Annotated in this window: 12 protein-coding genes and 1 pseudogene; all 13 read right to left on the reverse strand. The window is 34.9% G+C overall.

Annotated features, from left to right (window positions below):
* Positions 1 to 161: 161 nt before the first annotated feature.
* The gene (gene ftsH, locus B4D49_RS07115; RefSeq protein WP_286783636.1) at positions 162 to 2,153 is read right to left on the reverse strand and encodes an ATP-dependent zinc metalloprotease FtsH; all 1,992 of its coding nucleotides are present in this window, start codon (positions 2,151 to 2,153) and stop codon (positions 162 to 164) included.
* A 21-nt stretch (positions 2,154 to 2,174) separates the two neighbouring features.
* Positions 2,175 to 2,717, reverse strand: a complete 543-nt coding sequence (gene hpt, locus B4D49_RS07120; protein ID WP_074482435.1) for a hypoxanthine phosphoribosyltransferase — start codon at positions 2,715 to 2,717, stop codon at positions 2,175 to 2,177.
* Positions 2,718 to 2,721: 4 nt separating this feature from the next.
* Positions 2,722 to 3,987, reverse strand: a complete 1,266-nt coding sequence (tilS, locus tag B4D49_RS07125; protein WP_286783637.1) for a tRNA lysidine(34) synthetase TilS — start codon at positions 3,985 to 3,987, stop codon at positions 2,722 to 2,724.
* Between the two features lie 10 nt (positions 3,988 to 3,997).
* Positions 3,998 to 5,284 carry a serine hydrolase gene (locus B4D49_RS07130; protein WP_286783638.1) on the reverse strand — a complete coding sequence of 429 codons (1,287 nt, stop codon included), beginning with the start codon at positions 5,282 to 5,284 and terminating at the stop codon, positions 3,998 to 4,000.
* Between the two features lie 12 nt (positions 5,285 to 5,296).
* Positions 5,297 to 5,419 (reverse strand): SP_0009 family protein, encoded by a 123-nt coding sequence (locus B4D49_RS07135; RefSeq protein WP_199544922.1) that lies wholly within the window; start codon positions 5,417 to 5,419, stop codon positions 5,297 to 5,299.
* A 1-nt stretch (position 5,420) separates the two neighbouring features.
* The gene (locus tag B4D49_RS07140) at positions 5,421 to 5,792 is read right to left on the reverse strand and encodes an FtsB family cell division protein (protein WP_074482257.1); all 372 of its coding nucleotides are present in this window, start codon (positions 5,790 to 5,792) and stop codon (positions 5,421 to 5,423) included.
* A complete protein-coding gene (locus B4D49_RS07145) occupies positions 5,779 to 6,051 on the reverse strand; it encodes an RNA-binding S4 domain-containing protein (protein WP_006531199.1) in 273 nt (90 codons plus the stop codon). Before B4D49_RS07145 ends, B4D49_RS07140 begins: the two co-directional genes overlap by 14 nt.
* A 326-nt stretch (positions 6,052 to 6,377) precedes the next feature.
* A pseudogene (locus B4D49_RS07150) lies at positions 6,378 to 6,554 on the reverse strand (helix-turn-helix transcriptional regulator); the annotation flags it as partial.
* A gap of 98 nt (positions 6,555 to 6,652) precedes the next feature.
* Positions 6,653 to 10,150, reverse strand: a complete 3,498-nt coding sequence (mfd, locus tag B4D49_RS07155) for a transcription-repair coupling factor (RefSeq protein WP_286783640.1) — start codon at positions 10,148 to 10,150, stop codon at positions 6,653 to 6,655.
* 4 nt (positions 10,151 to 10,154) lie between these two features.
* Positions 10,155 to 10,724, reverse strand: a complete 570-nt coding sequence (gene pth / locus B4D49_RS07160; RefSeq protein ID WP_132869490.1) for an aminoacyl-tRNA hydrolase — start codon at positions 10,722 to 10,724, stop codon at positions 10,155 to 10,157.
* 78 nt (positions 10,725 to 10,802) lie between these two features.
* Positions 10,803 to 11,918, reverse strand: a complete 1,116-nt coding sequence (gene ychF, locus B4D49_RS07165) for a redox-regulated ATPase YchF (protein WP_024344481.1) — start codon at positions 11,916 to 11,918, stop codon at positions 10,803 to 10,805.
* Positions 11,919 to 12,024: 106 nt separating this feature from the next.
* Entirely contained in the window at positions 12,025 to 12,357 is a 333-nt protein-coding gene (locus tag B4D49_RS07170; protein ID WP_286783641.1) for a helix-turn-helix domain-containing protein, read from the reverse strand.
* Positions 12,358 to 12,373: 16 nt separating this feature from the next.
* On the reverse strand, positions 12,374 to 13,147 hold the full coding sequence (locus B4D49_RS07175) for a CPBP family intramembrane glutamic endopeptidase (RefSeq protein WP_286783642.1): 774 nt from the start codon (positions 13,145 to 13,147) through the stop codon (positions 12,374 to 12,376).
* Positions 13,148 to 13,312 lie beyond the last annotated feature (165 nt).

Genomic DNA, 13,312 nt, shown 5'->3' on the forward strand with positions numbered 1-13,312 from the left:
CCTCTAACTAAATAATCTTTCATGTTATTCTCCTCATCTAGATCGCAATCATCTGTATGAGTGGAATTATCATACATGCTACTAAGAAAGTGATTACGACCAGCGTTATATAACGTCTTTTCATTTGTTTCCCCCGATAAGAAAATAAAGCGCATAGCGCTTTATTTCATTTCATCTAGTAGATCATCATCTGTAGAAACAGGTGTTTCTTTTACTGGTTCTTCTACTTCTTCAGTATTATCACCATCAAATGTTTCAGGCATTTTTCCTGTTTCATAAAGTGCTGTAATCTGTTCAGCATTTAATGTTTCATTTTCAAGCAATGCATTAGCGATAAGTTCAAGCTTATCTTTTTGTGCATTGATGATATCAGTTGCTTGTTTATGAGCATCTTCAATAATCTTTCTTACCTGCTGATCAATTTCAAAGGCAATCTGACTTGAATGGGTATTGCTTAAACGAGAATAATCTCTTCCTAGGAAGACCGCATCCTGTCCACTATCGTATTTGATTGGTCCTAATTCAGACATACCTAATTCAGTAACCATCATACGAGCAATACGTGTTGCCTGTTCAATATCGTTATGAGCACCGGATGAAATATCTCCGAAGAAGATTTCTTCAGCGACACGTCCACCCATAAATCCAGCAATTGTAGCTAAAAGCTGAGTCTTTGTCTGGAAGTATGTTTCTTCTCTTGGTGTCATTAAGTTATAGCCACCAGCTTCTCCACGAGGAACAATAGTAACTTTCTGTACCTGGTTAGCATCTTCCAATGTTAACCCGATAATCGCATGTCCAGATTCATGATAAGCGACAAGTTTTCTTTCTTTTTCAGTATATTTTCTTGAATGCTTAGCTGGACCACCGATAACACGATCAATTGATTCATCCACATCATCCAATGTGATAACCGAATGACCCTGTCTTACTGCTAATAATGCAGCTTCATTTAATACGTTTGCTAATTCTGCACCAGAGAAACCTGGAGTTCTCATCGCAATGTTTTCAAAGTTTACATCAGGTGCAAACTTCTTATTACGTGCATGCACCTTAAGGATAGCTGCTCTTGCACGCTTATCAGGATTTGATACCATAATCTGACGGTCAAAACGACCTGGTCTTAATAAGGCTGGATCAAGAACGTCAGCACGGTTTGTAGCGGCTAAGATGATAACACCTTCACTACCTTCAAAACCATCCATTTCAACTAATAACTGGTTAAGTGTCTGTTCACGTTCGTCGTGTCCACCACCGATACCAGAACCTCTCTGTCTTCCGACAGCATCGATTTCATCGATGAAAATAATTGCACGCTCTGCCTTCTTAGCATCTTCAAATAGTGATCTAACACGACTCGCACCCACACCCACAAACATTTCAACAAAATCAGAACCTGAAATTGAGAAAAATGGGACGCCAGCTTCACCGGCAACGGCTTTTGCAAGTAAAGTTTTACCTGTTCCTGGAGGGCCTTCTAAAAGAACACCAGCTGGAATACGAGCACCAAGTGCTTTATATTTTTTCGGATTTTTTAAGAAATCAACAACTTCAACAAGTTCTTGTTTTTCTTCTTCAGCTCCAGCAACATCAGAAAATCTCACTTTAACGTCACCTTTATTTTGTGACTTAGCTCGATTTTTACCAAAACTCATCGCTCCACGAGCACCATTTCCGCCTTGATTCATCATCATGAAGAAGAAGACAATTACTAGGATAAGTGGAAGATAAGTTAATGCCAAAGATAGCCAAGCACCGCTTGAACTTTCTTGTTTGATATTTACATCAACATCTGCATCATCTGCCGCTTTAGTAAGTGTATCAATAGAAGAATCACTTGGTAAAATAATTGATGTAAACTCAGTAACTGATGTTGAGTTACTTCCTTCTAGGAAAGGAAGAGAAGCACTTGATTTTGTTTTTTTAGGTTTCGAATACTTACCACTTACTTCAATAATGCTACCGTTTGGTTGGTAAGTAATCGATTTAATATCACCCGCTTTAAGTTGCTTAACTAAAGTCGAGTAATTAATTTGTTGACTTTGTGTACTTGTTCCTCTCAAATAATATTGAAATGCGGTAATCGCCGCAATAATGACAAGAATATAAATAAAGGAATTTTTAACAAAGCCATTATTTTTGTTATTTTTCATATATTAACTAACGACTTTCTACTATTTTGAATAGATTTCTTCTTTCAAAACGCCAACATATGGTAAATTACGGTAACGTTCAGCATAGTCAAGACCAAACCCTACGATAAATTCATTTGGAACATCATAGCAGACATAATCAGCTTCGATGTCAACGACACGACCTTCTGGTTTGTCAAAAAGAGTTGCGATTTTTACTGAACTTGCTTTACGGTATTTAAACATATCACGAAGATATTTTAGAGTACGTCCAGTGTCGATGATATCTTCGATAAATACGACATCACGACCTTCAATGTTCGTATCAACGTCTTTAAGGATTTTTACTTCACCACTGCTTTTTACTCCGCCGTGGTAGCTAGAGACAACCATAAAATCAATTTCGACATGTGTGTCGATATGTTTAATCAATTCTGCCATAAAAGGTACAGAACCTTTCAAAACACCAATTAATAGAGGATTTTTACCTTCATAGTCTTTTGTAAGTTGTGCGCCTAATTCTTTGGTTTTGGCAATAATCTCCTCTTCAGAATACAACACTTTTTCAATATCTTGTTCAAGCATGACATCACCTATTTCTAATTTTTTCAATATACAATTTGCCCTCCATTATATCATGTTTAGAGGGTTTTCTCAAATAAGTTTTATCAGCAACCTGGACAAAAATAATTTTTCCATCCTGCTCGCCGATAATAGCATTAGCACGTTCTTGACTTGGAATTTTCTCATCGATAAAAAGCCTACGCAATTTTTTCGAAAAATCTCCAAAATCAATGCGGTCACCTTCCTGTCTTTTTCTCAAAAGAATAGGATTTAAACTGTAAATGGCTATGCCTTCCTTATCTTTGCTAACAAATTGAAATTGAAACTGACCATAATTGACTATACTGTTATATTCTAGCATCTTTTGAGCTAGTTCCCCATCGGTCTTAGGGCTGATTTTTTTCACTTGAAATGTTTCATAATCTTTAACTAGCCAGTAATCTGATTTCACATGATAGTTAGCATTAGATTTATTTCTTAAAAGATGCAACATTTCCTCAAACTGTCCATGAGACACTTGCAATTCAGGAAAGTTTTCAAGGTAATTTTGAAAAAGAAGGGCTTGAACTGCAGGAGTCTGAGCTAGAAATTGAGAACAATTTGTTGGATCAATATCCTTTGTTAAATCCTGAAAAGCTTGGAAAAGTTGCTGACTTTCATTTCCAAGATGACGAAGGGCTTGTTTAAATTTAGGATTTTCTTCCTCTAAAATTGGAAAATAACGATTTCTAATACGATTTCTCAAAAAATCTAAAGAGCGATTGGTATCATCTTCAAAGTGAAAAATGTCAGGTAAATCCCTCTTCGAATATGTCAAGAAAGGACGAATCAACTCACCGTTACCAAATGCATTAACTGGCTGCATTCCAGATAAATGACGCAAGCGACTACCACGTAAAAGACGCATAAAAATAGTTTCAGCTTGATCATCTGCATGGTGAGCCGTTACAAGAGCTGTATAATGGTGCTCATTCATCATCTCTTTAAAAAAACTGTAACGAAAATCACGCGCAGCTTTTTCAGAAAAAATCCCTGAAAAATAAGCCACATGAATTAGTACTTGGTGTTTTCTCGCCCACTCTCGTAGATAAGCTTCCTCAGTATCTGACTCAATACGCTGTTTATGATTAACGTGAGCAATAGCAATCTCTATGTCTAATTTTTTTCGGTATATATACAAAAAGTGTAGCAGATTCATAGAATCTACTCCACCTGAGACAGCTATTAAAATTTTTTTATGTTTGGCGAAATATGCCTGTTTTTGAATTTCTTTTACTAATTTATCATACATAAGACTTCACTTATTTCAAAATGTTGTAAACGTCATTAGCGATATTTGAAATATCGTCATAAGAAGCTTTATCTGTAAAAATTGACAAAATAAAAGGTTGATTAGCATAAACGATAGCAACATCGTGTCTGTAATCATAAGCATCACCGATTTTGTGAGCTACCTGAACATTAATATCTTTAGAGATACGTGCATTGTCAAAAGCAGTTGATGACAAATACGAAATGATTTCGCCATTTTGCTGATAAATAGCTTCCATTAAATCAGCAGCTGTTTTAGAAGACATTTCACGTGTCTTCATATCAAAATTAGTATTGGTTACAGCACTAATGTCTGAGGTGAAATGTTCACCATATTGTTTAGCAACATAATAACCTAAAATATTTGTCGCAACGTTATCAGAGTTCTGACAAACAGCTTTTAATAAATCTTCAACGCTGTAATCCTTATTATCAGCTGTTTTGCTAATTTTTCCGCTACCGCTTGGGTTATAAGCTTTAGCAAAGGTATTCACATCAGCAGTGTATTTTAGTTTATCATCCATCTTAACACTGCCATCCTGAATTTTTTCTTCAACGTAATACAGTGTCGCTAATTTGGCAACACTAGCTGCATACATTGTTGTATCAGGATTAATCCCTGCTGTTTCTTGGGTTGACAGTTGTTTAACGTAAATTGAGTAATTATTCTTATTGTATTTCTGATTAAGAACCTGCTGAACTTTTTCCATGCGGTTATCAGTATCAGACAAAGCTTCTTCGCTAATCCATCCTTTACCATCAACTTTATAATAAGTTCCATGATGAGTTGTCGCTTTTTGTGAAACAGTAACTGCTGAATAAGCGTTTAAATCTGTCTTCACTTCTTGTGTTCCAACTACATATGGTGATTGATAAACTTGAAAACCATCCTTTAGCCAGTAGTTTTCTGACAGTGACTCTTGGCTAAGAATAACATCATCGTAAATCAACTGGCGGCTAGCTTCAATATAGTTACCATCTGATAACTCAAAAACAGGTTGAGAGTTATCGTTAATCAGAATGCTAACAATATCCAATTGACTATCAGCTGTGATTGTTCTTGAAACAACCGTTAAATTACTATCTTTATAAATGTCGCTAGTTTGGATAAGGGCAGGATTTGCTGGTATAGCATCAAAATAAGTAGTCGATGCCGCTATACCAGCTGTCAATCGATATTTATCGGTATTACTTAAATCTACGTTTTTTTCAGTACTAACAGCAGAAAGAGAAGTCAAGAAAAATGGTATTAGCATCACTGCGAATAGTCTTTTCATTGGCTCCTCCTTTCATTCTTTTTTAGTTGATTGGTGATTTTCTTCTCGTAATTTTTGATTTTTTTCAGCCAATTCTTCTAACTTTTCATCAGAATAAGCTAGAAATTTTTCAATAGTTTCGATTAAATTTTCCATATTATTTTGGTAATAGATTTGGCAATGGATAAACCGTTTCGCCTGAACGTGATAAGTAATACTTAGCACGAGCATACTTCTCAACATAATTTTCATCTTTCAAACGATTAGCCAAAACTTTTTCAGCATCCGTTTCAACGACCAGATTGTTATATGTTTTCTGAAGTGAAACAACTTTATCCTTACGTTCTTGCAAAGTTTGATAACTTTTGACAAGGTTGTAAGTTGGCAAAATAAACAATAACATGACAACAATTAAAATCCATCCCATAAAACGATTGCGTTTGCGATTTTCTTCTTCTATGTAACGTTTTTTGGTATTTTCATCATTGATGTATTGATTATTTAATTGAACGATATTAGGCTTCTCCATCCGCTTCTATCCTTGTTTCATTAATGATTTCGTACATTTTAGTTGCATCTTCTTTTTTAGTACTGTCTTTCATTTCTAAGACACGTACAGTCAACAATTTATTTCCAAAACGAATTTCAACTTCGTCGTTAATTTTTAAATCAGTTGATGATTTAGCTAAGATACCATTTACTTTGATACGTCCTTTGTCAGCTACTTCTTTAGCAACTGGACGACGTTTTATAATACGGGATACTTTTAAATATTTATCTAATCTCATAATATTTTACCTCGCAATCTTTTCTATTTTATCACTTTTTTTCAGAAAATAACTGTTTTCAATATGTTTGTTAAGATAATGTAATAAAAAGGAATGAGACAAAAATCGGTAATTTCGAAGAAATTTGATTTTTCGTCTCACCCCAGCAAAGTTGAGTAGGGTTGTAAAAGCTGATTTATCAGCGCCTTAGAACCCACCCAGCAGTGATTGATTGGCACTAAAGTTCCTAACAATTGTACATGGAAAACTCTAAGTTGACTAGTTCCTCCAAGCCACTGCGTCATAATTATTTATAATTACATAGAAGCTGTGCATTTTTGCACACAATCTGAAGAAACATCAAAATAGGTCGCTATCAACAAAAGTGAATTAATATCTGGGTAAGTTTTACCTCGTTCCCAATTAGAAATTGTTTGACGTGAAACATAGAGCTTTTCTGCCAATTCTTCTTGGGAGAGATTTTTTTCCTTTCTCAATTCAACTAATCTGCGTTCAAGTTTCATTTTGACCTCCTTGATAATGCCAGTCTAAGCTTTATCAAAAAGTTTACCATAAAATCTCTTTGATATACTAGCTTTCTACTGACAAAAGTCTTTGACAGCTAGTCTTGTTGTATTTTTCTAGCTTTGATTTCACCTAACATGCTACCAAATTTTTGAAGTTCTTCTAGGATTTCGTAATCTTTCTTTCCGCGAACATTAAAGGTAATTTCAATCTTACCTTGATTTTCACCAATACGGGCTTTCAAGTCTGTTTTAGAAAGAGCTTCAAAATAATCTTGTGTCAAGTAATGTTGTAACGAAACTTTCTCAAAACGTACCAATAAGTTGTTATCTTTACGCTCTACAAGTTCTGTAAAAGCATTATCCATATAAGACTTGACCAAACCAATCTCAAGTAAGTAGGCGACTTGGTCAGGGTATTCGCCAAAACGATCAATCAATTCATCTTGTAAACTTTGATAATCTTTCTGGCTTTCAATTTCACGAATGCGTTTGTAAATTTCAATTTTTTGACGTTCATCATCAATATAATCGCTTGGTAGATAGGCGTCAATTTGAAGATTCATCTCAGCATTACTCTTACGACGCGCTTGGGATTTTCCTTGTTTCTTGGCAATAGCTTCCTCAAGCAACTGTGAGTACATCTCAAAACCAACTGAATCGATAAAACCACTTTGTGAAGCACCGAGAATATTTCCCGCACCACGAATGGATAAGTCACGCATAGCAATCTTAAATCCAGACCCCAACTCTGTAAACCCTTTAATGGCATCCAGACGTTTTTCAGAAACCTCTGTCAAAATCTTGTCTGGGCGGTACATGAGATAGGCATAAGCAATGCGGTTCGAGCGCCCAACACGACCTCGAAGTTGATACAAGGTTGACAATCCCATATGATCAGCATTTTCAATAAATAAAGTGTTCACATTAGAAATATCGACACCAGTCTCAATGATTGTTGTCGCAACAAGAACATCGTAAACTCCTTCAATAAAATCCATCAGAGTATTCTCAAGTTGGATTTCACTCATCTGACCATGAACAAAGCCAATACTTGCTTCAGGTACTAACTCTTGCAGTTCTGAGACTTTTTGGTCAATGGTGTCAACTCTATTGTAAACATAGAAAACTTGACCTCCACGATCAATCTCACGAATAATAGCTTCACGGATTAAACCAGGGTTAGTTTCCAAAACATAAGTTTGAACAGGATAACGGTTAGTTGGTGGGGTTTCAATAACTGATAAATCACGAATTCCCAACATTGACATGTGAAGTGTTCGTGGAATTGGCGTTGCTGTTAAGGTTAAAACATCAACTTTAGTCTTAAGTTCTTTCAGTTTTTCCTTGTGTTTCACACCAAAACGTTGTTCTTCATCGATGATAATCAGACCTAAATCAGCAAACTCAACATCTTTTGATAATAGACGATGTGTTCCGATAATAATGTCAACTTGACCTGTTTTCAATTTTTCTAAAGTAGCTGTTTGCTCTTTTTTACTTTGGAAACGGCTAAGCACATCAACTGCTACAGGGTAATTATCAAAACGCTCTGAAAAGTTCGTATAGTGCTGTTGAGCAAGAACGGTCGTTGGTACCAAAACAGCTACCTGCTTGTGGTCCTTAACAGCTTTAAAAGCAGCACGCATAGCAACTTCGGTTTTACCAAAACCAACATCCCCTACCAATAAACGATCCATTGGCTTAGCTTCTTCCATATCATGCTTGATTTCTTTGATAGAACGAAGCTGATCTTCTGTCTCTACATAAGCAAAATCGTTATCAAATTCTTTTTGTAAATCATCATCTGGTGAAAAGGCAAAACCTTTTAGTTGACTGCGTTCAGCATAGAGTTTCAACAAATCATCTGCAATGTCTTCGACTTGCTTAGAGACTTTTTGTTTTGTTTTTTGGAAACGGCCGTCATTTAATTTATTAATCTTAGGCTCTTTACCATCTGCCGAAACGTATTTCGATAGACTTTCAATTTGTTCTACGGGTAATGAAATCGTTGAAGAACCTTGATATTGAATCGTTAAATAATCACGGTGCACACCATGAATTTCAATGGTTTCAATACCTAAAAATTTACCAATACCATGAACGTGATGAACCACATAATCACCCTTAGAAAGTTCATTGTAGTCTTTCAAACGCTCTGCATTACTGATATTTGAACGACGAATACGACGTTTTATCTTTTTATGGTAAATTTCATGTTCCGTAATTAAAACAAGCTTTTCATCAGCAAAGTAAAAACCGTTTGATAAATTACCAACCACTAACTGCGCTTGATGTTCTTGTAAATCACCCGCATCCGCTACCGGCAAATCTAAACCATACTCTTGCAAATTTTCCTGAAGGCGTTCTAGACCATGCTGAGTATCTGATTGAATTAAAATCGTTGCTTTAGACTTCTGGTAACGATTAATCTCATCAATTAATAGAGGGAACTGATTGAAGAACTCTTGCATTGGGTATTGGGTAAAATTGTGAAGTTTATCAAATTTTAGATTTCCCAAACCCTTATGGAAGTTTGAAAAGAAGGTTGCAGGCTGATACTGTCGCAAATCTTTATAAATATCAGCAAAGTAAACCAAACTTGACACTGCTTTACCGCGTTGTAAATCTTCTGTCAATAAGTTTGCAACCTCTAAATCAAACTTAGCATTACGATCAACAATTTTTTGATAGTCATCAAAGAAGACAGGAATTCCTTTAGGAATGTAATCTATAAGTGTCCACTGCTTAGCATAAAACAGTGATAGAAAACGTCTAATATCTTGGTGCCTATATTGCTCTTGGGTTGTTGCATAAAGCTCACTCAAATAAGCTTGTTGCTCCTCTTTTGCAGTTTCTAAAAGTTTCTCAAATGCATGATTAGCTCTAGTAAAATCTTCTTCTGATAAGATTAATTCATCTGCTGGATAAATCGTTACTTGTTCAACATTAGTAAGAGATTTTTGAGTCTGTGCATCAAATTGACGAATGCCATCAACTTCATCACCAAAGAACTCTAAACGGTAAGGATAATCTGCTGTTATTTCATAAATATCGATGATATCACCACGTCGACTAAACTCACCAGGGTTCAAAACTTGAGAGACTTTTTGATACCCAACATTTGACAACACCTTTACAACCTTGTCAAGGTTGTAATCATCACCGACAACAAAATGTAGTTGACTTTTAGAATATGCCTTAGGATTTGGTAGTAAAACACGTGCCCCTACTAGACTTGTAATCAAGATACCAGATTGATTATTATCCTGTAAAAAATTTAAAGCTTCTAGGCGCGAATGAGCTTTATCCATTGATGCAAAAATAAATTCTGCAGCAGCGACATCATCCGCAAAAAACGTGTAAACATTATCCTCACCAATCAAACCAGATAAATCACTAGCTAGTTTTTCAACCTCGTTTTGACTTGATGTGACAACTACTATTTTTTCTTCATTAGCCTGATAAGCTGAGGCGATAGCAAGAGCTTTACTTGCTCCTGACAAACCCATGACAAGTTGTCTGCCAAGATTAGATACACCCCCATGCCATGACTGAATTAGCTTATTTTGACTAAATAAATCAATAATATTCATAGACTTACCCATTAAATTTTTGCATTGTTTTTACAAAATCAGCTTCCTGTAAGTAAAATTGAACAGCATCAGTAACTTTTTCAAGTGTGTTAGTAACAGTGATATAGTCGTCTTTGTCAAATTTTCCAAGAACATGATCAACAACTGAACGACCTTGCTTAGGACGTCCAATCCCCACTTTAATACGATCAAATGCCTGTGTTCCTGTGTGAGCAATAATAGACTTAATACCATTATGACCACCGGCTGAGCCTTTTTGTCGAAGACGAATACGTCCAACTTCCATGTCTAAATCATCATAAATCACCATGAAATCTTCGATAGCAATATTATAATAAGTCAGCAAAGCATGAACTGCAATTCCTGAATTATTCATAAAAGTTGTTGGTTTAACTAAATAAACTTTTTCTCCGTTTAAAAAGCAAGAACCTACTTCAGCTTTAAAATTCTTTTCTTCTGAAAAAGTCACATTCAAATCTTTGGCTAAACGGTCAATTGCCATAAAGCCAATATTGTGTCTTGTTTCGTGATATTTACTGCCTGGGTTTCCCAGACCAACAATCATTTTTACCATTATTTTTTCCTTTCAAATGCCAAAAGGGCTGGAAAAACTTTTTTCCAACCTCATTTGATGTTTTATTATGATTTTTGCTTAGACGTTAAAGCGGAATTCCATGATATCACCATCTTGAACCACATAATCTTTCCCTTCTTCACGAAGACGACCTGCTTCTTTGACAGCTTTTTCTGAACCATATTTAATTAAATCATCGTAAGACATTGTAATCGCACGGATGAATCCACGTTCGAAGTCAGAGTGAATGATACCAGCTGCTTGAGGAGCTTTAATACCGCGTTTAAATGTCCATGCACGAACTTCTTTTTCACCCGCAGTAAAGTAAGTTCCGAGACCAAGCAAATGGTAAGCTGCGCGAGTCAAACGATCGACACCAGATTCTTTCAATCCAAGATCTTCAAGGAAGAATTCTTTATCTTCATCATCAAGTTCTGAAATTTCTTCCTCCGCACGCGCTGAGATAACGACAACTTCAGCATTTTCAGTTGCTGCAAATTCACGAATTTGTTTTACATATTCGATGTCGTCTGGGTTAGCAACTTTATCTTCATCAACATTTGCTACGTAAAGAACTGGTTTTGTTGTCAAAAGGAACAATTGTTTAACAATTTTTTGTTCATCTTCTGTGAATTCAATTGTACGAGCCGATTTTCCATCTTCAAGCACTGGCTTGATTTTTTGAAGAACGTTAAATTCTGCAACAGAATCTTTATCTTTTTGTGTACGTGCCACTTTTTCAACACGCGCATAGCGTTTGTTAACTGATTCTAAGTCAGCAAGAATCAATTCCAAGTTAATTGTATCAATATCAGCAAGTGGATCAACAAAAGCATCTTCACGCCCTTGTTCACGCATAACATTTTCATCATCAAATGCACGAACAACGTGAACAATAGCATCTACTTCACGAATGTTAGCAAGGAATTTATTACCAAGACCTTCACCACGAGATGCTCCTTTTACAATACCCGCAATATCAGTAAATTCAAAAGTTGTTGGAACTGTCTTTTTAGGTGTGATAAGTTCAGTCAATTTTTGTAGACGTTCATCTGGAACTTCTACCATACCAACGTTAGGATCAATTGTCGCGAAAGGATAGTTAGCAGCTTCCGCACCTGCCTTTGTAATCGCATTAAAAAGAGTTGATTTTCCGACGTTTGGTAAACCAACAATACCTGCTGTTAAAGCCATATTTTAGTAGTCTCCGTTAAATTTATTCAATCACAACTATTATAGCATAAAATTACTCAAAAAAGCCTGCTATATGCGCAGACTTAAAATTAATCAAACCTTATCATTATAAAGCAAGCGCTATTAACCATAAAAATGTACCAATTGGAAATACCAACCACCATTTTTTATCTAAGAACTCCCAAATATTCATAGAAGTACTTCTTTCTCTTTCAATAACTCGCTCAACAATCTTATCAGTTTTTTTGGCCAAAACTAATTCATCTAAACTTACTTCCAAAATATCAGCAATTTTAATTAAATTTTCTAAATCAGGTGTTGATTCTCCCGTTTCATATTTTGAAATTGATTGTCGTGATATGAATAATTGTTCCGCTAAAGCATCTTGAGATAACTTCTTTTCAGTACGTAATTTTTTTAATTGAGTAGAAAATTCCATTTTATCCCTCCGTTACTCAATACATAAATACCTTGTTTCTAACTTTAAAAAATACTAATAATGATACTACAAATAATAGCAAACTTTGAAAAAATATAGCGTGATTATTTTCTGAAAAACCAAACAACATTAGTATCATTCTCGTCATATGAACACCTCCATGTACTGCAACAGCAGCCCATGTTGTATTAAACACAGACTTCAATAAATAAGCTAAGCATGCAAAACTAAAGGCATAAAACATTGTTAATATACCATAAAATAATCCATCCATAAATATATGAATAGCATGCATTAAAGAAAATAATCCAACAGAAAGTAACATTGTTTGGAAAATGTTATATTTTTTTCGCAAACTTTGGACCATATACCCTCTAAAAATTAATTCCTCTGGAAATCCTTGCTTAATAAAAGATTCAATAAAAAATAATAGTAACGTTACTGTTATCGTAATAAAATTAACCGTTCCTCTTAACTTAATAATTTCATCATGAAATAAAGACTGAGAAAGAATTGTTGCGAAAATAATAATAAATGAGGTTACCACCAAGCTTATACTAAACCCCTTAAATGATTGCTTAGAAATCTTTAATTCCCATCCTTTTAAAGATTGTCTATTAATTTTTTTAGTAAAAAAGTAAGCAAAACTTAGATAAACCACAAGAAGAATAAATTCATATATTGGGGTAGGAAGATTAAAAAACGATACTATTTCCCCTAAAATTAAAAATAATGCAGTAACAAGAATTGAGTTGAATAAAGGAGACAACTTAATTAGATTAATAAACATAATAAATAACCACCCATGCTTTTTTTATGTTAGTATAGGCATTTTTTATTTTAAAGACTAGCACTTTAAGCTGCAATTAGTAGTTGCTAAAAATAAAGAAAGCTTAATAAATTAAGCTTTCTAAGGTTGCACTGAATATAATATTTTTTCAAAATTAATTAATTG

It is taken from the genome of Streptococcus sp. UBA4344, from assembly GCF_002393675.1.
GTDB lineage: Bacteria > Bacillota > Bacilli > Lactobacillales > Streptococcaceae > Streptococcus > Streptococcus vicugnae.